Source organism: Actinomyces lilanjuaniae, assembly GCF_003606385.1.
Classification (GTDB): domain Bacteria; phylum Actinomycetota; class Actinomycetes; order Actinomycetales; family Actinomycetaceae; genus Actinomyces; species Actinomyces lilanjuaniae.
Map to the genome: position 1 here is coordinate 1,121,637 of NZ_CP032514.1, position 18,589 is coordinate 1,140,225.

Below are 18,589 nucleotides of genomic sequence, written 5' to 3' on the forward strand. Positions count from 1 at the left end.
GACCTCCCGGACCTCCCGGCCGCCCCGGCTGCTTCCCTACGACGTGAGCGATACCAGGCTGGCCCGGGCTACCTGGTCCCGCCTGGCTGAGCCTGCCGATCCCGCTGCCGCCCGCCTGGTGGGAGCCTTGGGGCCCAGTCGGGCGTTGGGATGGCTGCTTGAGGAGGCGCTGACCAGGGATGGGCAGGTGCGCACGGCCGCGCCCCCGCCCCTGCCCGCTCCCGGTGATCCGGGGGAGGCGGGGGTCAGGTGGGCGCAGGCGGCGGCGCGGTGGGCGCCCAGGCTCCAGGGCCTGGACATACGACGTGAGCTGGACGTCCTGGAGCGCCTGGGCGGGCACCTGGTCCTTCCGGGGCAGCGGTGGTGGCCAGGGGGGCTGGACGACTTGGAACAGCCACCGTTCTGCCTGTGGGTACGCGGGGACCCTGCTGTCATGGTCGGTGGCACCCCTCCGGAAGCAGACTGTCCGGAAGGCCCGGGTGCTGTCGCAGTGGTCGGGGCTCGCGCCGCGACACCCTACGGGGAGCAGGTCGCCTCCGACCTGGCTGCCGGGCTGGCTCGTCGAGGCGTCGTCGTTGTCTCCGGTGGGGCCTTTGGGATCGATGCCGCCTCCCACCGGGGCGCGCTGCGCTGCGGCACCACCCTGTCCGTCAGTGCCGGGGGAGTGGATCGGTTCTACCCGCAGGGTCAGGCCAACCTGCTGCGGGCGGTTATCGACCGCGGGGCACTCGTGGCTGAGGTCCCCCGGGGTGCGCGCCGGCACGGCACCGCTTCCTCACCCGTAACCGGCTGATCGCCGCGACGTCCCAGGCCACGGTGGTTATCGAGGCAGCCTGGCGCTCCGGGGCGCTGTCTACGGCCCACCGCGCCCAGGAGCTGGGACGGCCTGTCGGTGCCGTTCCCGGGCCGGTCACCTCTATGACTTCGGTCGGGTGCCACCGGCTCCTGCGCAATGGTGCCGTGTGCGTGACCGACACCGATGACGTCCTGGAGCTGGTGTGCCCGCTGGGGACGGTGGACGCCGACGGGCTCAAGGAGGCTGAGCACTCCCTGGGCAGCAGTCGGCTGCTGGACGGCCTCGACCATGCCAGCGCTGTGGTCCTCGACTCGCTGCCTGCCCGCTCCTCGGCCTCCACCGAGGCGGTTGTGCGTGCCTGCGGGCTTTCACCCCGTGAGACCACGGCGGCGCTGGGGATCCTGGAGCTGGCCGGACGGGTGGAGCGGGTCGGTAGCCGGTGGCGACGACGCCGGTCGGCGCGTGCCTGACGGTGTCTGCCGCGGTCCGCTGCGTGCCAGCCGTGCCCAGGGGGCTCGGCTGGTGCCAAGGGCAGTGAACCGTGAGTGCCAGGAGGCGGCGTGTCGCGGGGCTCCTGGTTGGCGCGCCCTGGGAGTCTATGGGCTCCGTGGTCCTAGCCTGGGCCCGTGTCCGTCCCTGCATCCAGACCTGCGCCCGGCTCTCTGCCCAGTGCTGCTCCCCAGGGGCGCGGTACACCGTCGGGGAGCACGGGGGAGCGTCGCGAGGCTCCAGGTGACCCGGGGCGCTCCCCAGGCTCATTCACACGTGGCAGCCTGGTTGCGGGGTGGCTGCGCCACCTGAGCCTCCAGCGAGGCCTCTCCGAGCACACCGTGCGAGCCTACGCCGCCGACCTGCGCGACCTCCTCGGCTTCCTCGGCGTAGGACCCGGGGATGAGGAGCCGGTCGGGCCGGTGCTGGCCAGCCTGGGCCTGACTGACCTGCGCGCCTGGCTGGCGGAGCAGGCCGCCTCGGGTCGCTCGCGGGCGACGCTGGCCCGGCGGGCGGCGGCGGCCAGAGCCTTCTCGTCGTGGGCGCACGGGCTGGGCCTGATCCCCGCTGACGCGGCCGCCCGGCTGCGCTCCCCACGGCCCGACAACCGCCTCCCCGGTGTCCTGACCACGCAGCAGGCCGGTCACTTGCTTGCGACCGCAGCCGAGCTTGCCTGTCAGGAGGACCCTCTGGCCGTGCGGGACCTGGCGCTGGTCGAGACCCTCTACGCCACCGGGGTGCGGGTCTCAGAGCTCTGCGGTCTGGACGCTGCTGACCTTGACCGCAGCGCCCGCACGCTGAGAGTGCTGGGAAAGGGAGACAAGGAGCGGGTCGTCCCCTACGGCGTCCCCGCCGCGCGCGCCCTGGACCGGTGGCTGGGCACCCGCCCGCAGCTAGCGGGCACGGATGCTGGCCAGGCGCTCTTCCTGGGGGCACGCGGGCGTCGTATCGACCCTCGGGTCGTGCGGCAGGTGGTCCACCGCCTGTGCGCGGCAGCCCAGGTCCCCGACCTCGGCCCCCACGGCCTGCGGCACTCCGCAGCCACCCACGTCCTGTCCGGCGGCGCGGACCTGCGCAGCGTCCAGGAGATCCTGGGGCACTCCTCCCTGGCGACCACCCAGCGCTACACGCACGTCTCCGCCGAACGCCTGCGCGCTGTCTACGAGCAGGCCTTCCCCCGGGCCTGACCCGGCTGCCCGCCGGGGCTGCCAGGCCCGCTGGAGCAGTGGTCGGCTCAGTCTGCGCCTACCGGCTTGAGCCGGATGACGGCGGGCTGCACCAGCCGCAACGGGTTGACATAGCTCGTGGGACCGGTACGTGCACCCCAGTGCAGGGCGTCCCTCCCGTCGGTGCGGTGGCCTGCCACGAGGGTGCCCAGCATCTGTCCCCGGGTGACAGCCTGGCCTGCGCTGACCACCGGTTCCACCGGCTCGTAGGTGGTGCGTATTCCGTCAAGGTGGTCTACGGAGACCACCGGCCGGTCGACGACCACCCCGGAGAAGGCCACGGTGCCGTCGGCGGCGGCCAGGACGGGGGACCCGGCGGGAGCCCCAAGGTCGACCCCGCGGTGCCCGGCCCCCCACACGAGTGCCGGAGGGTCGAAGGGCTGCAGGACGGCTGCCGCCTCCCCGGTGGGCCACCCGTAGCGGGTCCCCGGCTGCGGCGGCACCTCCTCGGAGGGGACAGCGGCTGGCGGCACGGCCCAGGCGCGTGGGAAGCCTCCCGCTCCCGGTGCGGCGGCGAGCAGGAGAGGGGCGGTGGCGGCCAGGAGGACCGCGATGCCTGCCCGCAGCGGCCAAGGAAGCACCCTTGTCCCTGTAGCGGTCCTTGTAGCGGTCCTTGTGTCGGTCCTTGCGGTGCCGGTAGCAGGGCTGGCAGTGCCGGGAGCCTGGTTGGCAGGGGCAGCGGTACCGGGTGGAGTTCCAGGGGGAAGGAGTCTCATGGATGCAGGGTGGGAGGTGGCGTCGCCTTCGGGCCATGTCGGTATCACCGGCCTGTGGCAGCAGCCTGCTTGACCCTCCCTGTGGTGACCGGGACGACGACGGCTCATCCCTGCTCGGCTGCTGGGTGGAGCCTGCCCTGTGGTAGCCTCTGCTCCGCAGCATCCTGCGGATCGTTCCGGCGGCTCGGAGGAGCTGACTTCGCGTGCCCGCACCCGAGGTACCCTGAGGTACTCGGGACGTCCCTTCCGGACGACGCAGCCGTGGTCCCGCACCGTGAGGAGCGGGTGGCTGCGCGTCGCGGGCACCAGGCCCTGTGGCTGCCTTCCGGGGGGAGACCCCTGCGAGGCGGCTGACGGGGGTGAACCCAAGGTACAAGCCGGGACCCCGCTGGCCTCAGCATCAGGGTCCCCTGAACGACACGTGCGTCGAGCAACCTCTCGGCCCACACACGGAAGGACCTTCATGGCCGTCGTCACAATGCGTCAGCTCCTTGAGAGCGGTGTTCACTTCGGGCACCAGACCCGCCGCTGGAACCCCAAGATGAAGCGCTTCATCCTCACCGAGCGCAACGGTATCTACATCATCGACCTCCAGCAGTCCATCGAGGGCATCAACACCGCCTACGACTTCATCAAGGAGACCGTCGCCCGTGGCGGCAACATCCTGTTCGTCGGCACCAAGAAGCAGGCCCAGGCCGCCGTTGCCGAGCAGGCCCAGCGCGTGGGCATGCCCTATGTCAGCCAGCGATGGCTGGGCGGCATGCTGACCAACTTCTCCACCGTGCGCACCCGCCTGGACCGTATGCGTGAGCTCGAGCAGGTCGACTTCGACGACGTGGCCGGGTCCGGCCGCACCAAGAAGGAGCTGCTCATGATGCGCCGGGAGAAGGACAAGCTCCAGCGCACGCTGGGTGGTATCCGCGACATGAGCAGGCTGCCGGCAGCCGTGTGGGTCGTTGACACCAAGAAGGAGCATCTGGCCATCTCCGAGGCCCAGAAGCTGGGGATTCCCGTCATCGCCATCCTTGACACCAACTGTGATCCGGATGAGGCTACCTACGGCATCCCGGGCAACGACGACGCTATCCGCGCCGTCTCCCTCCTGACGCGTGTCGTGGCTGACGCCGCTGCGGAGGGGCTGCTGGCTCGGTCCGCGGGTCGCGGACGCAGCGGGGCACAGGCGCAGCCTGATCCCGTGGACGCCGAGCCGCTGCCGGAGTGGGAGGCCGAGCTGCTTGCCGGCGCGGAGGCCGCCTCGAGCGGGGCGGCTGCCGAGCCTGCCGGGGGCGCTGGGGCTGCCCAGGAGCAGGTGGCCCAGGACGCCGGGGACGCGGCCCAGGCGCCGGTGCAGGCAGAGGTTCCCGAGCAGGCCTGAGCCTGCGGCTGCCAGCCGTGTCGCGCAGTCATGCTCGCAGGCTGCGCAGCGCGGTGCTGGCGTGACTGAGACACGAGACACTTCAGGAGATATCTATGGCGAACTACACCACTGCTGACATCAAGGCTCTGCGTGAGAGGACCGGGGCCGGGATGATGGACGTCAAGAAGGCCCTCGACGAGGCTGACGGTGACGCTGAGAAGGCTGTTGAGATCATCCGGGTCAAGGGACTCAAGGGGATTGCCAAGCGCGAGGGGCGGGCGGCCTCCGCCGGGCTGGTGGTGGCCACGGTGGCTGACGACGGCCAGGGGCAGGTCGGTGTGCTGGTCGAGATCAACGCGGAGACGGACTTCGTGGCCAAGAACCAGAAGTTCCTCGACTTCGCTGACCAGGTCCTGGCTGCGGCTGTGGACTCCGGTGCCCAGGACGCTGAGGCCCTGGCCGAGGTCGAGGTGGACGGCACCTCCGTCAAGGACCTGACCGACGGCATGCAGGCGGTGATTGGCGAGAAGATCGTGGTGCGCCGCCTCGCCCGCCTCAGCGCCCCCGCGGTGGAGCTCTACCTGCACCGCACCAGCCCTGACCTTCCCGCCCAGGTCGGTGTCCTGGTCGGGACCGATGCCAAGGCCGCCGAGGTGGCTCACGACGTTGCCATGCACGTGGCCGCCTACGCCCCGGACTACCTTACCCGCGAGGACGTCCCGGCCGAGGTGGTGGACAAGGAGCGGGCTATCGCCGAGGAGACCACCCGGGCTGAGGGCAAGCCTGACAAGGCGATCCCCAGGATCGTCGAGGGGCGTCTGGGAGGCTTCTTCAAGGAGCACGTCCTACTGGAGCAGGCCTACGCCAAGGACCCCAAGGCCACCGTAGGCAAGATTGTCGAGGCCTCTGGCGGGAAGCTGACCGGCTTCGTCCGCTTCCGGGTCGGAGCCTGAGCCGTGTGGCCGTGGGGTGGCAGCGGGTCCCGCCGGGACCCGCTGCCACCCCACGGCTCCTCCTGTGAGGAGTTGTGCCCGCCCTGCTGCCTGCCGCAGCGTGTCTCGGCTTGTCACGGTCCCCGGCTGCCAGCCGCGCAGCGGCGTGCGGGTGGTGGCGCACGTCTCCGGAGAGGGTAGTCTGTGGCGGACGTCTGACACAACGGAACAACAGCTCAGGAGGCACCGGCATGAGTGAGTCCCCGGCCCGTGACGACCGCGTCGCCCACACCAGGCACCCGAGGCGGGTCCTGCTCAAGCTCTCCGGCGAGGTATTCGGGGGCGGGGAGGTCGGGCTGGACCCTGACGTCGTGGCCGACGCGGCCCAGCAGATCGCCGCAGCGGTGAGCCAGGGCGTGCAGGTCTCCGTCGTCGTCGGGGGAGGCAACTTCTTCCGCGGCGCCGAGCTGTCCGCCCACGGCATGGACCGTGCCCGCGCCGACTACATGGGAATGCTCGGCACCGTGATGAATGCCCTGGCGCTGCAGGACTTCATCGAGAAGGCCGGGGTCCCCGCACGGGTCCAGACTGCGATCGCCATGGGGCAGGTCGCTGAGAGCTACGTGCCTCTGCGGGCCATCCGTCACATGGAGAAGGGGCGCGTGGTGGTCTTCGGGCCGGGGCCGGCCTGCCCTACTTCTCCACCGACACCGTCTCCGCCCAGCGCGCCCTGGAGACCCACTGCGACGAGCTGCTCGTGGGCAAGAACGGGGTTGACGGCGTCTATACCGCTGACCCCCGCAAGGACGCCTCTGCCGTCCTGCTGGAGCACCTGACCTACGAGCGGGCGCTGGCTGACGGCCTCCAGGTGGTGGATGCCGCCGCCTTCTCCTTGTGCCGGGACAACAGGCTCACGATGAGGGTCTTCGGGATGGGAGAGCCTGGCAACATCTCCCGGGCAGTCCTGGGTGAGAAGATCGGTACCCTTGTCAGTCCAGGCTGACCGGGTACCGACCTGCCCTGCCGCCGTAAGAACCCCCACCAAGTTACGCTACCACCACCGGAGGGAAGCACCATGATTGACGACGTCATGCTTGATGCCGAGGACAGGATGGACAAGGCTCTTGAGGCTGCCAGGAGCGGTCTGGCCTCCATCCGTACCGGCCGGGCCAACCCCTCCATGTTCCACGGCATCATGGTCGACTACTACGGGGCTCCCACTCCTCTCCAGCAGCTGGCCTCCCTGACGATCCCAGAGGCGCGTACCGTGCTCATCACTCCCTTTGACCGTTCAGCGACGAAGAACATTGTCACCGCAGTGCGCGAGTCCGACCTGGGTGTCAACCCCACCGACGACGGTACCGTGATCCGGGTTACACTGCCGGCGCTCACGGAGGAGCGCCGCAGGGACTATGTCAAGCTGGCCCGCTCACGGGCAGAGGAGTCTCGTGTCCAGGTGCGCGGTATCCGGGGCCGGTCCAAGAAGGAGCTGGAGGCGATCAAGAAGGACGGCGAGGCCGGAGAGGACGAGGTCAAGCGGGCCGAGCAGGAGCTAGACGCCCTGACCCGGCGCTACGTGGAGCAGGTTGATGCGGCCTTGGCTGCCAAGGAGAGCGAGCTCTTGGACGTGTGAGCTCTTGGGCGAGCGTGCCCCTGGCTCGTCGGCAGTGCGACGTTGAGCTCGCCGCCGTGGCCAGGAGAGCCACGCCTGGACGGGAGGTGACTTTTCGTGACTGGAGGACTACTGATGACCTCAAGACGTGAGCCGTGGGTGTCGTGAGCACCCTGCTAACCCCGCCCCCCACACGTGACCGTGCCCCTCTTCCCGCGACGGGGCGTGCCGGACGCAACCTTCCTGCCGCTGTGGGCGTGGCGGTTGTCCTTGTTGTTCTAGTCGCGGGGTCGTTGCTGTTCTACAGGGAGCTGTTTGTCCTCCTGGCTGTGGTGGCCGTGTGCTCAGCGCTGTGGGAGATGGCAGGCGCGCTAGCCCGTAAGCGGATCCGCCTGCCGCTGGCCCCTCTGTGGCTGGGGACCCTGGGCACTGCCGTGTGCGCGTGGCAGGTGGGCGCCGAGGCAGCCTTTGGCGCCTACGTGGCTACCTCAGGGGCTTGTGTCCTGTGGTGCTTCATGGACCAGGCGGAGGCCGACACCGGTACGCCGCTGGAGGAGTCCGGCAACGCCGTGCCTCGCAGCGACCTCCACGACATGGTGCGCCGCTCCCGGTCCCGCTCTGCGGCGGCATCGGTGTTCGCCGCCACCTACCTGCCCTTCCTGGCCTCCTTCGCGGTGCTGGTGGCGGCGCAGGAGGAGGGGGCGCAGCGGGTGATGATGATGATCGCCCTGCCAGCCGCCAGCGACACCGGCGGCTGGCTGGTCGGCGTCCTGCTCGGCCGCCACCCCATGGCCCCTCGGTGTCTCCCGGGAAGTCCTGGGAGGGTTCATCGGCTCCCTGGCGGCCTCGGTCGCAGCGGGTGCGGGGATCCTGCACCTCCTGGACGGCCCTGTATGGGCGGGCGCGGTCCTGGGGCGTGTGTCGTGGTGGTCTCGACCCTGGGAGACCTGGGGAGTCGCTGCTCAAGCGTGACCTGGGTCTGAAGGACATGGGCACCCTCCTGCCCGGCCACGGGGGATGATGGACCGCCTGGACTCGGTTCTCGTGGCCGCGCCCGTGGTCTACGTCTTCACCCTCGTGGTGTGGTAAGCGGCCCTGAGGCCGCCCGGAAAGGAGCGTGAGGACAGTGAGTCCCACCAGTCACCGTCCTGGTGCCCCGGCCGGGCGCGGTCCCGCTGACCGGGGGCCAGCTCCTGTCAGCCGTACCGGTCCTGCTGGCCCGGCTCCTGGCGAGGCCCAGGTCCTGCCGACCGACCAGCCCCCCGAGGGCGCCACCAGTCCTGACGCCCGCCCCCGGCTGTCCCTGGCGGTGCCGACGCCTCGTGGTAAGGCGCCTCGGCACCTGGCGGACCTGGACCTGGCGGGTCGTAAGGCCGCCTGCCGGGACGCGGGCCTGCCAGGCTTCAGGGCCGACCAGGTCTCACGCCACTACTTCAGCCACCTCACACGCGACCCGGCGCGTATGACCGACCTGCCGGCATCCCAGCGGGACCAGCTGTGCGCCGAGCTGCTGCCGCCTCTCGTCCGCGAGGTCCGTGCCCTGCGTGCTGACGCCGGTCGTACCGTCAAGTACCTGTGGGAGCTCCACGACGGCGTGCGCGTGGAGTCCGTGCTCATGCGCTACGAGGACCGCACCACTTTGTGCGTGTCCTCCCAGGCCGGCTGCGGGATGGCGTGCCCTTTCTGCGCCACCGGCCAGATGGGGCTGACCCGGAACCTGTCCGCTGCAGAGATCGTCGAGCAGGTTCGTCACGCCGCGCTGGCCTCGGCCAGAGGCGACCTCACGGGCGGGCCCGCACGCCTGTCCAACGTGGTCTTCATGGGGATGGGCGAGCCGATGATCAACTACAGGAACGTGGTGGCAGCCCTGCACCGCCTTGTTGACCCCGCGCCGGAGGGCTTTGGAATGTCGGCGCGGAGCATCACGGTCTCCACGGTGGGGGTGGTTCCCCTTATCCGTCGCCTGGCTGGAGAAGGGATCCCGGTCACGCTGGCGGTCTCTCTCCACGCGCCTGACGACGCCCTGCGTGACGAGCTGGTCCCGGTCAACTCCCGGTGGAAGGTCGCTGACCTCCTGGACGCCGCCTACGACTACTTCCGGGCCTCCGGACGCCGCGTGTCCATCGAGTACGCGCTCATCAAGGACATGAACGACCACGCCTGGCGGGCGCAGCGCCTGGCCGAGGAGCTCAGCCGCAGAGGCCGGGGCTGGGCCCACGTCAACCCCATCCCCCTTAACCCGACCCCAGGGTCGATCTGGACCTGCTCTACGCCCCAGGCCCAGCAGTCCTTTGTCGACACGCTGCGGTGTGCTGGAATTACCACCACGGTGCGAGACACTCGGGGCAGTGACATCGACGGTGCCTGCGGCCAGCTCGCTACGGAGGTACTCAACCAGGAGAGGGCAAGGACGCAATGAGCAACATGTTTCCCAAGTCCATGCCCCTGCGACCGGGCTACCGCCCTGAGCAGGTGGACCGCTACTTTGAGACCGCGCGCGAGATCTACGACGCCGGCGAGCTCGACGAGATGGACTCCGAGGGTGTGCGCACGGTTGCCTTCGACATCGTTCCCGGGGGGTACCAGCCCGCTGCAGTCGACGCCGCCCTGGACCGTCTGGAGGCGGCCTTCCTGCAGCGACGCCGCGCCGACTTCGTGGCCCAGCACGGCCGCCGTGCCTGGATGGACCAGGTCACCCAACTGGCCACCACTCTCTACCCCAGGCTGCTCAGGCCCGAGGGGGAGCGCTTCCTGCCCGCTAGCGGTCAGGGCTACATCAAGGAGGACGTGGACGCGCTCATGGACCGGATCGCAGGCTACTTCGACTCGGACAACGCCCTGGCCTCCACCGAGGTCAGGGGCGCGGTCTTTCGGGCGGCGCGCGGCTCCAAGGCCTATGACGAGGCCAGCGTGGACCGCTACCTTGCCCGTGTGGTGGAGGTCCTGCTGTCGGTGGAGTAGCTGCCGGTGGAGCAGGTGGTGACAGCGGCTGGACCTGGTGACAGATCACCTGGGCGCTCCCGTGTAGGGTGTCCGTGGCCGTGCCTGTCGTGCGTGCACGGCAGCATCCACCGGTCCCGGACACAGCCTCCGGGCAGACACCCTCGGGCAGATCCTCATGACTGAACCTTCTCGTCTCGTCCTGCTGGGCTCTACGGGCTCTATCGGGACCCAGGCCCTCCAGGTCCTCACCAGGCTGCGCGATCGCGCACCGCAGGTGGCGGCGCTGGCCGCGGGCGGCTCCCGCCTGGACCTTCTTGCTGAGCAGGCCGTGGCCTGGCAGGTGCCGGTCCTGGCTGTCGCCTGCCGGGGGGAGGAGCAGGACTCTGTCCGGGAGCACCTGCGCCAGGCCCTGTCCCGGGCGGCTGCCCGCAGCGTGATGCCCGACCCTGTGACCACGGTCCTCACCGGTCCGCAGGCCACGGTGGACGTGGTGGAGGCTGCGGCTCCGGCGCGCAACGACACAGTGCTCAACGCCGTCACCGGCTCCGTGGGACTCCTGCCCACGTTGGCAGCCCTGCGCAGCGGTGCCCGTCTGGCCCTGGCCAACAAGGAGTCACTGGTCGTGGGAGGTGCGCTGGTGCGTGACGCCCTGCAGCGTCCGGGACAGGTGGTGCCGGTGGACTCCGAGCACTCCGCCATCGCCCAGTGCCTGCTGTCCGCCCGTCACGAGAGGGGCCTGACCAGTCCTCTGGTTACCGGCCGCAGCGAGGTGCGCAGGCTGGTGCTGACCGCCTCCGGGGGGCCCTTCCGGGGAAGGCGCCGCGAGGAGCTGGTTGGCGTGACCGCGGCCCAGGCCCTGGACCACCCCACGTGGTCGATGGGACCCGTGGTCACCGTCAACTCCTCCACCATGGTCAACAAGGGCCTGGAGCTCATTGAGGCCCACCTCCTGTTCGACGTGGCCCCCGGCGACATCGACGTCGTCGTCCACCCGCAGTCGGTGGTCCACTCCATGGTCGAGCTCCTCGACGGCGCCACCATCGCCCAGGCCTCCCCGCCCGACATGCGCCTGCCCATCGCCCTGGGCCTGACCTGGCCAGACCGGGAGGACCTGTCAGGGCTGGTCGAGCCCAACAGGTGGGAGAACCCGGTGGCCTGGACCTTCGAGCCCCTGGACTCCCAGACCTTCCCGGCGGTGGACCTGGCTCGCCAGGCCGTATCGGCCTCCGACACTCATCCTGCGGTCCTTAACGCGGCCAACGAGCAGGTGGTGGAGGCCTTTCTGACAGGCGGGCTGGAGTGGCTGGACGTCGTCAGCATCGACGCTGCGGTCCTGGCAGAGCACGAGGGCCTCAGCAGTCCTGGTCTTGACGAGCTGCTGGAGGTGGAGTCCTGGGCGCGTGCACGGGCCCAGGAGATGGTCAAGGACCGGTCGGGCGCCCGGACCGGGCACATGGGAGGAGACGCATGAGCCAGGCACTGGCCTACGCCCTGGGTATCGTCGTCATGGTGGCTGGTATCGCCGTGTCCGTGGCCCTCCACGAGCTGGGCCACATGCTGCCCGCCAAGAAGTTCGGGGTGAAGGTTCCCGAGTACTTCATCGGCTTCGGCCCGCGGTTGTGGTCGGTGCGGCGCGGGGAGACGGAGTACGGGGTCAAGGCCCTGTGGCTGGGAGGCTACGTCAAGCTTGTCGGCATGCTGCCGCCGGAGAACCCCGACCGTCCGGACCGGCGCACCAGCAGCGGCGAGCTGGGCATGGTGGGTCAGGCCCGGGCCGACTCCATGGAGGAGATCGCCCCCGGTGAGGAGGCCCGTGCCTTCTACCGGCTCAGCGTCCCCCGCAAGCTGGTGGTCATGGCCGGCGGCATTCTCACCAACCTCCTCCTGGGTGTTGTGCTGCTGGCCGTGAGCCTCGGTGTGGTAGGAGTCCCGACGAGCACCTCCTCCCTGGCCACAGTCGCCCCTGCGTCTCCTCCGACATCGACGCCGCAGCGCCCTGCACCGAGGAGGACCCGGAATCCCCGGCGGCCCGGGCCGGGCTGGAGCCGGGGACCGGATCATCTCCTGGAACGGTGTCCCGGTCTCGACCTGGCAGGAGGTGACTGCCCAGATCGAACGGGCAGGGACCACCCCGGCGGAGGTGGTTGTCGAGCGGGACGGGGCGCTCAGCGCTGTCAGCGTCACGGCCGTGGAGGTGGAGCGTGCCGTGCGCGATGACCAGGGCAGCCTGGTCACCGACTCTACCGGTACCGTTCTCACCCGGTCGCGACCCTACGTGGGGGTTGCTCCCGCCACTGAGATCCGGCGCGTGCCCCTGGGCGAGCTGCCGGGGATGGTCGCTCAGGCCGTCGGGGGGACGCTGCGGGCGATCGCCACCCTGCCGGTGGGGCTGTACCACGTGGTCGCCGCCGGCCTGGGGCTGGAGGAGCGCAGCACCACCGGGGTCATCGGCCTGGTGGGGCTGGGCCGCTACGCAGGGCAGGTCTCCAGCACGGGGGTCGGCGAGGGAACTGTTCCCTTCGCAGGACGGGTGTCGGCCATGCTGAGCCTGCTGGGAAGCCTCAACCTGGCACTGTTCGCCTTCAACCTGGTGCCGCTGCTACCCCTGGACGGCGGGCACGTGGCTGGGGCGTGCTGGGAAGGGCTCCGCAGGCGCTGGGCTGCCGTGCGCGGGCAACCTGACCCCGGTCCGGTGGACATCGCCCGCCTGCTGCCTGTCAGCCAGGTCGTCTTCGCCCTGCTTGTCGTCATGGCGGTGGTCCTGGTGTGGGCGGACCTCGTGGCGCCGGTGACCTGAGCCGTCGGCGCCACGGGAGCCTGGCAGGCTGCGGCATCTGGTCGCTACCTTCAGGGCCGACCCCGCCCGTGCTCGGGAGCAGCTGCGGAGGTCTGGGTGTCGTGGTTGCGCGGTGGTGCCGCAGGCAGGGAGCCATGCCACACGTCCGGGCATGATCGGCGGTGATCGCCGGTGCCATACTTGGGCGCGTGAGCGACGTGATCGATCTTGGTATCCCTTCCGTGCGTGCCGAGGCTCCCGTGCTGGCACCGCGCAGGCCCACGCGCAAGATCAGGGTGGGTGGTCTCGAGGTGGGTGGGGACGCCCCCGTCACGGTGCAGTCGATGACCACCACCAAGACCCACGACATCGGCGCCACTCTCCAGCAGATCGCCGAGCTGACCGCAGCGGGCTGCGACATTGTGCGCGTGGCCTGCCCGACAGACAAGGACGCCGCCGCCCTGCCGGTCATCGCCAGGCAGTCGCGTATCCCCGTCATCGCCGATATCCACTTCAACCCTAAGTACGTCTTTGCCGCGATCGAGGCCGGGTGCGGGGCCGTGCGTGTCAACCCCGGCAACATCCGCAAGTTTGACGACCGGGTGGCTGAGATCTGCAAGGCAGCCTCCGACCACGGCGTCAGCCTGCGTATCGGGGTCAACGGCGGGTCCCTGGACCCACGCCTGCTTAAGAAGTACGGCAAGGCCACGCCTGAGGCGCTGGTGGAGTCGGCCACCTGGGAGGCGGGCCTGTTCGAGGAGAACGACTTCCACGACTTCAAGATCTCCGTCAAGCACCACGACGTGGTCACCATGGTCCAGGCCTACCGCCTGTTGTCCCAGGCCGGGCGCTGGCCCCTTCACCTGGGGGTCACCGAGGCCGGCCCGGCCTTCCAGGGCACCATTAAGTCCTGCGCCGCCTTTGGGACCCTGCTGGCGGAGGGCATCGGTGACACGATCCGCGTGTCCCTGTCGGCCCCGCCCGTGGAGGAGGTCAAGGTCGGCACCAAGCTCTTAGAGTTCATGGGTCTGCGTCAGCGTCAGCTCGAGATTGTCTCCTGCCCCTCGTGCGGGCGCGCGCAGGTGGACGTGTGGTCCCTGGCCGAGCAGGTCGAGGAGGGGCTCAAGGGCGTCACCGCCCCGCTGCGGGTGGCCGTCATGGGCTGCGTGGTCAACGGTCCAGGTGAGGCCCGGGAGGCGGACCTGGGCTGCGCCTCGGGAAACGGCAAGGGCCAGATCTTCGTGCGCGGCAAGGTGGTCGAGACCGTCCGCGAGGAGCAGGTGGTGGAGACCCTGCTGCGCTACGCCCAGGACATGGCCGAGGACATGACCCGCGAGCTCGGCGAGGAGGCACTCGCGGGCACGGCTCCCATGGTCTCTGCCGCTGGCTAGCACGGCGCGGCCCGGCAGGGTGCGGGCCCTGGGGCAGGAGGACAGCGCTGAGCGCGATGCTGAGGACGGTGTTGAGGACGGTATGACCCTGGTGAGTCGGCTGTGGCGCCGAGGCCCGGAAGGAACAGGCCTTGTGCCCGTGTCCGCCGACGGAGTCGGCGGGCTGCTGGACCTGTGCGGTACGGAGCCGGTCCAGGCCACTCCGCTGGCTCACCAGGTGCAGCGCTGGTCCAGGTGGGGCCGAGGCGACGTCGTCGTGGCGGGAGACCCCCGGGCGCCTGTCGGCGCGGCCTGGACCACGGGCGTCGCCATGCCCTTCGGGCTCGCCCCCAGACCCGGTACCGGGCACGGTGGCGTGGCGCGTTCCACGCTCCTGGCCCTGGCCGAGCACACTGGGCCCCGCCTCGGTCGGCACGGCTCGGTGGTTGGTGTGGCCCGCGACGTGGCGGCCCTGTGGGAGCCGCTGCGCGGCCTGGGAGTGGTAGCCCGCGAGGAGCGGTGGAACCAGCCGCTGCTGTGCGCCCCCGCCTCCCTGGAGGGAGAGGGCCTTGCGGCGGGGCAGCGGCGCCGTCGGCCCGCCCTGGGCTGGGTAGCCCAGGGGCTTCACGCTGCCACGCGCCGGGAGGAGCCCCTGGTGATGCCGGCCTCGGTGGCCATGTTCACCGACGAGGTCGGCTACGACCCGACGACCACAGGCTCCTCCTACGCACGCCACGTCAGCTGGTTGGTGTCCACAGGACGCAGCTACGTCGTCCTGGACGACGGCACTGGGGCACCTGCGCGCCCTGGATCGGCTGCGGTGGTGGCCTTCAAGGCGGACGTCGGCTCCGTGTGGCGCAGTGCGCGGGACCACGTGGCCATGCTCACCGGGGTGTGGACCCGGCCGGACCTGCGCGGCCGGGGGGTGGGGGCCGTCGCCACGGCCGCCGTGGTGGACGCGGTGCGTCGCGACCACGTGGGGCCGCAGGGCATGGTGAGCCTCTACGTCAACGACTTCAACACCCCCGCCCTGGCCCTGTACCGGTCGGTGGGTTTTACCCAGGTGGACACCTTCGCCACGGTGCTGTTATGAGCCGCTGCAAGGTGCTGTGAGCGGGTGCACCTGCGGTTGCGCCCGAAGGCCTGCGTGGGCAGGAACCTGTGAGGGAGGATAGAGGCATGGCACCGCTTGTGATCTGGCACAGGCCGTGGTCCGTCCTTGGTCGTCTCGTCGGGGCGGCGGCCTTCGTCGTGGCGGGCATCGTCATGGTCAGCACGGGACTGCCCCAGGCCCAGGAAGGAGGCCTGGAGGGGATGTTCTACGTGCTCGTGGGCCTGGCCTCCCTGGTGTTCTTCGGAGGGGGCGGCCTGGGGATCGCCTGGTTGGCCTGCGGTCCTGCGCTGCGCGTGGACGACAGCGGGATCACTAACCGCACCAGCCTGGTCTGCGTGCAGCACGTGCCGTGGGAGCAGGTGGCAGGATTCTGGACGGGCCAGGATGAGGCGGCAGCTGCGCGGGGTGTGCAGAGCGCAGAGGGCGTGCAGGCCTGTGAGGAGGAAGGCAGGCTAGAGCGCCCACCGGCTTCCGCACAGGCTCCTGCGGCATCGGGACTCCTGGACGGCGTCGAGATCGTCTTCGTCGATCCCCGGTGGCCATGGAGCCGGATGAGGGGCCTCAGGGCGCTGGTCGCGCGTACCAACGCCAGTATGGGCAGCGGACCGGGCAGGATCCTCACCGCTACCTTGGACACCACCCCGGAGGAGCTCCTGGCCCAGCTGGTCCGGCAGCACAGTGCCAGGCGGGCAGGTCCCTGGTCGCCTGGAGCGCCTATCTCCCGGTAAGCGAGGCCGTCGGCGACGCTTGGAGCACGGCGTGTTCGTGTTTCGGTGCCTCAGACAATGTCCGCCTCCAGTGCGTGGGTGCCTTGACGGGCACCTCTGCGTCCCTACCGTGGTGTCGGCGGCCTGGCGCAGGGTATGGATGAAGGCGGTGGCCGCTACAAAAGAGACGCCGCTACCCGCAGGACGGGGGCGGCTACCTGGTTGCGGCTAGTCTGACGGGTGTCGATGTCAGCGGCTCCGTGCTATATCTGCCTGATGTTCTTGGCTGCCTGGCTGACTTCATCTGGGCCGTGTGCACAGGAGCCGCCGGGCGCATACAGGTCCTATACGACACTGAGGCCGATGGGACGGTCTGTGAGCGGGTCATTGACGTGGCTCTTCTCCACGCAGGCCTTGTTGACCGTGCACGGCTGCCACGCCAGCCTGTCTCAGCGGCTGTCTCAGTGGCGGGTCTGCTCACCGTGGCGTCGGTGCGGCGCAGTTCCTCTACGTCGGCCGTTGCGACACCGGTGCGCGCCAGCTCGATGATGGTGCGCCGGGACAGCCCGCCCCGACCTCTGGCGCTGCCGGTATGAACCTGACTGGTGGCTGTAGCGGCCAGGCTGTGGTGAGGACCCTAGTGGGTCCGGCGGGGGCGTCCGGAGGGCGCGGTGCGTTGCGGGCGGGGCTGAGCACGTAGCATGTGCCTGTGATTCAGACGATGTCCACCGCCTTCATCCGCACCTTGCGTGAGGACCCCGCCGACGCCGACGTGGCCAGCCACCGGCTCCTCCTACGAGCCTGCTACATCCGTCGTGCCGCCCCGGGCGTCTACACCTGGCTCCCGCTGGGGCTGCGTACCCTGCGCAAGATCGAGCGCGTCGTGCGTGAGGAGATGGACGCAATCGGCGCCCAGGAGGTCCACTTTCCCGCGCTGCTGCCCGCTGAGCCCTACAAGGCCACCGGGCGCTGGCAGGACTACGGCCCCACGCTGTTTCGGCTACGGGACCGTAAGGACGCGGACTACCTGCTGGCACCCACCCACGAGGAGATGTTCACCCTCGCGGTCAAGGACCTCTACTCCTCCTACAAGGACCTGCCTGCCGTCATATACCAGGTCCAGACCAAGTACCGTGACGAGGCCCGCCCGCGGGCCGGGGTCATCCGTGGGCGCGAGTTCGTCATGAAGGACTCCTACTCCTTCGACCTGGACGAGGCGGGGCTGGAGGCCTCCTACCAGGCCCACCGCGAGGCCTACGACCGTATCTTCACACGCCTGGGCCTGGACTACGTCATCGTCAACGCCGTGGCCGGGGCCATGGGAGGCTCTCGCTCCGAGGAGTTCCTCCACCCCTCCCCGATCGGGAGGACACCTTTGTCCGCACTGACGGCGGGTACGCGGCCAACGCCGAGGCTGTCACCACCCCGGTGCCCGAGGCCGTTGACGCCTCGCGGACGGGACCTGCCCGGGTTGTGGACACCCCTGACGCCCCACGATCGACTCTCTTGTCGCGGTGTGCAACGACCTCTACCCCCGCCAGGACGGGCAGGCCTGGACCGCGGCCGACACCCTGAAGAACGTCGTCGTCGTGGCGACTCACCCCTCGGGCGAGCGCGAGCTGCTGGTCGTCGGCGTCCCCGGTGACCGCGACGTCGACCTCAGGCGGTTGGAGGCCGCCCTGGCTCCTGTGCAGGTGGAGATGGCCTCCGATCAGGACTTTGAGGGCCACCCCGAGCTGGTGCGTGGCTACATCGGTCCGCCGGCTGTCGGCCCCAGCTCGCCTCTGCGCCGTGTGGAGACCGCCGAGGACGGCAGCCAGCGGCTGGTCGGCTCGGTTCGCTACCTGGTGGACCCGCGCGTGGTGCAGGGCACTGCCTGGATCACCGGGGCCAACCAGCCCCAGAAGCACGTCCTGGACCTGGTCATGGGGCGTGACTTCGAGGTGGACGGTACTGTCGAGGCCGCTGAGGTGCGTGAGGGCGACCCCGCTCCCGACGGCTCGGGCCCGCTCCAGCTGGCCCGGGGCATTGAGATCGGCCACATCTTTGCCTTGGGACGGAAGTACTCCCAAGCCCTGGGGCTGAGCGTGCTGGACGAGGACGGCAGGGCGCGCGTGGTGACCATGGGCTCCTACGGCATCGGGGTCTCCCGGGTCATGGCCGCCCTGGCCGAGGCCCACCACGACGAACGCGGCCTGGCCTGGCCAGCCGTGGTGGCCCCCTACCACGTCCAGGTGCTGGCCACCGGCAAGGGGGAGGAGGTCTTTGCCGTGGCCGCCCAGATCTCCGCGGACCTGGATGACGCCGGTGTCGAGGTCCTCTACGACGACCGCCGCAAGGTCAGCGCCGGGGTGAAGTTTGCCGACGCCGAGCTGCTCGGTCTTCCCTACACGCTGGTCGTGGGCCGTGACCTGGGGCGGGAGGGGACGGTGGAGATCCGTGACCGTCGCAGCGGGGAGCGCAGTTCGGTCCTGGCCAGTGAGGCGGCCGTCACGCTGGTCCGCCTGGTCCGTGCCGCCCTGGCGTGAGCCTCTTGTCAGGGTGTTCTCAG

14 protein-coding genes and 4 pseudogenes are annotated in these 18,589 nt (G+C 70.2%); 17 read left to right on the forward strand and 1 reads right to left on the reverse strand.

The window, feature by feature from the left end:
• Positions 1–187 precede the first annotated feature (187 nt).
• The 3 genes and pseudogenes from D5R93_RS14960 to D5R93_RS04800 form a co-directional block, all read left to right on the forward strand.
• A pseudogene (locus D5R93_RS14960) lies at positions 188–936 on the forward strand (DNA-processing protein DprA); the annotation flags it as partial.
• On the forward strand, positions 919–1,266 hold the full coding sequence (locus tag D5R93_RS14965) for a DprA-like winged helix domain-containing protein (RefSeq protein WP_423243329.1): 348 nt from the start codon (positions 919–921) through the stop codon (positions 1,264–1,266). The pseudogene D5R93_RS14960 and the gene D5R93_RS14965, both read left to right, overlap by 18 nt.
• A 303-nt stretch (positions 1,267–1,569) precedes the next feature.
• Entirely contained in the window at positions 1,570–2,472 is a 903-nt protein-coding gene (locus D5R93_RS04800; protein ID WP_120205818.1) for a tyrosine recombinase XerC, read from the forward strand.
• 47 nt (positions 2,473–2,519) lie between these two features.
• On the opposite strand, the gene D5R93_RS04805 is transcribed toward D5R93_RS04800, so the two are convergent.
• Positions 2,520–3,227 carry a M23 family metallopeptidase gene (locus D5R93_RS04805; protein WP_120204131.1) on the reverse strand — a complete coding sequence of 236 codons (708 nt, stop codon included), beginning with the start codon at positions 3,225–3,227 and terminating at the stop codon, positions 2,520–2,522.
• A gap of 463 nt (positions 3,228–3,690) precedes the next feature.
• Between D5R93_RS04805 and rpsB the strand changes: the two genes are divergently transcribed.
• From rpsB to D5R93_RS04880, 14 genes and pseudogenes are all read left to right on the forward strand, one after another.
• Positions 3,691–4,602, forward strand: a complete 912-nt coding sequence (rpsB, locus tag D5R93_RS04810; protein ID WP_119835710.1) for a 30S ribosomal protein S2 — start codon at positions 3,691–3,693, stop codon at positions 4,600–4,602.
• Positions 4,603–4,697: 95 nt separating this feature from the next.
• A complete protein-coding gene (tsf, locus tag D5R93_RS04815) occupies positions 4,698–5,537 on the forward strand; it encodes a translation elongation factor Ts (protein WP_119835709.1) in 840 nt (279 codons plus the stop codon).
• 230 nt (positions 5,538–5,767) lie between these two features.
• Positions 5,768–6,519, forward strand: a pseudogene (gene pyrH, locus D5R93_RS04820) (UMP kinase).
• A gap of 72 nt (positions 6,520–6,591) precedes the next feature.
• Positions 6,592–7,149 carry a ribosome recycling factor gene (gene frr / locus D5R93_RS04825; RefSeq protein ID WP_119835707.1) on the forward strand — a complete coding sequence of 186 codons (558 nt, stop codon included), beginning with the start codon at positions 6,592–6,594 and terminating at the stop codon, positions 7,147–7,149.
• 143 nt (positions 7,150–7,292) lie between these two features.
• A pseudogene (locus tag D5R93_RS04830) lies at positions 7,293–8,217 on the forward strand (phosphatidate cytidylyltransferase).
• A gap of 37 nt (positions 8,218–8,254) precedes the next feature.
• Positions 8,255–9,547, forward strand: coding sequence for a dual-specificity RNA methyltransferase RlmN (gene rlmN, locus D5R93_RS04840; RefSeq protein WP_243106950.1), 1,293 nt, complete (start codon positions 8,255–8,257; stop codon positions 9,545–9,547).
• The gene (locus tag D5R93_RS04845; protein WP_119835706.1) at positions 9,544–10,089 is read left to right on the forward strand and encodes a DivIVA domain-containing protein; all 546 of its coding nucleotides are present in this window, start codon (positions 9,544–9,546) and stop codon (positions 10,087–10,089) included. The genes rlmN and D5R93_RS04845 overlap by 4 nt, the downstream gene beginning before the upstream one ends.
• A gap of 157 nt (positions 10,090–10,246) precedes the next feature.
• Positions 10,247–11,542, forward strand: a complete 1,296-nt coding sequence (gene dxr / locus D5R93_RS04850) for a 1-deoxy-D-xylulose-5-phosphate reductoisomerase (RefSeq protein WP_120204136.1) — start codon at positions 10,247–10,249, stop codon at positions 11,540–11,542.
• Positions 11,539–12,288 (forward strand): site-2 protease family protein, encoded by a 750-nt coding sequence (locus D5R93_RS13965; RefSeq protein WP_243106951.1) that lies wholly within the window; start codon positions 11,539–11,541, stop codon positions 12,286–12,288. The genes dxr and D5R93_RS13965 overlap by 4 nt, the downstream gene beginning before the upstream one ends.
• On the forward strand, positions 12,278–12,868 hold the full coding sequence (locus D5R93_RS13970) for a site-2 protease family protein (RefSeq protein WP_243106952.1): 591 nt from the start codon (positions 12,278–12,280) through the stop codon (positions 12,866–12,868). Before D5R93_RS13965 ends, D5R93_RS13970 begins: the two co-directional genes overlap by 11 nt.
• Before the next feature lie 188 nt (positions 12,869–13,056).
• Positions 13,057–14,238: a flavodoxin-dependent (E)-4-hydroxy-3-methylbut-2-enyl-diphosphate synthase gene (gene ispG, locus D5R93_RS04860; RefSeq protein ID WP_120205820.1), complete on the forward strand. Its 1,182-nt coding sequence runs from the start codon at positions 13,057–13,059 to the stop codon at positions 14,236–14,238.
• Between the two features lie 82 nt (positions 14,239–14,320).
• The gene (locus tag D5R93_RS04865) at positions 14,321–15,310 is read left to right on the forward strand and encodes a GNAT family N-acetyltransferase (RefSeq protein WP_119835916.1); all 990 of its coding nucleotides are present in this window, start codon (positions 14,321–14,323) and stop codon (positions 15,308–15,310) included.
• An 86-nt stretch (positions 15,311–15,396) separates the two neighbouring features.
• Positions 15,397–16,059, forward strand: coding sequence for a hypothetical protein (locus tag D5R93_RS04870; protein ID WP_120204138.1), 663 nt, complete (start codon positions 15,397–15,399; stop codon positions 16,057–16,059).
• Between the two features lie 700 nt (positions 16,060–16,759).
• Positions 16,760–18,566 (forward strand): annotated as a pseudogene (locus D5R93_RS04880) (proline--tRNA ligase).
• The last annotated feature ends 23 nt before the right edge of the window (positions 18,567–18,589 follow it).

Bases quoted from the DNA above. Each gene is read 5' to 3' on its own strand.
- rpsB (WP_119835710.1), top strand. From the start codon at position 3,691: ATGGCCGTCGTCACAATGCGTCAGCTCCTTGAGAGCGGTGTTCACTTC.
- D5R93_RS04870 (WP_120204138.1), top strand. From the start codon at position 15,397: ATGGCACCGCTTGTGATCTGGCACAGGCCGTGGTCCGTCCTTGGTCGT.
- D5R93_RS04865 (WP_119835916.1), top strand. From the start codon at position 14,321: ATGACCCTGGTGAGTCGGCTGTGGCGCCGAGGCCCGGAAGGAACAGGC.
- D5R93_RS14965 (WP_423243329.1), top strand. From the start codon at position 919: ATGACTTCGGTCGGGTGCCACCGGCTCCTGCGCAATGGTGCCGTGTGC.
- D5R93_RS13965 (WP_243106951.1), top strand. From the start codon at position 11,539: ATGAGCCAGGCACTGGCCTACGCCCTGGGTATCGTCGTCATGGTGGCT.
- D5R93_RS04805 (WP_120204131.1), bottom strand. From the start codon at position 3,227: ATGAGACTCCTTCCCCCTGGAACTCCACCCGGTACCGCTGCCCCTGCC.
- tsf (WP_119835709.1), top strand. From the start codon at position 4,698: ATGGCGAACTACACCACTGCTGACATCAAGGCTCTGCGTGAGAGGACC.
- dxr (WP_120204136.1), top strand. From the start codon at position 10,247: ATGACTGAACCTTCTCGTCTCGTCCTGCTGGGCTCTACGGGCTCTATC.
- D5R93_RS04845 (WP_119835706.1), top strand. From the start codon at position 9,544: ATGAGCAACATGTTTCCCAAGTCCATGCCCCTGCGACCGGGCTACCGC.
- frr (WP_119835707.1), top strand. From the start codon at position 6,592: ATGATTGACGACGTCATGCTTGATGCCGAGGACAGGATGGACAAGGCT.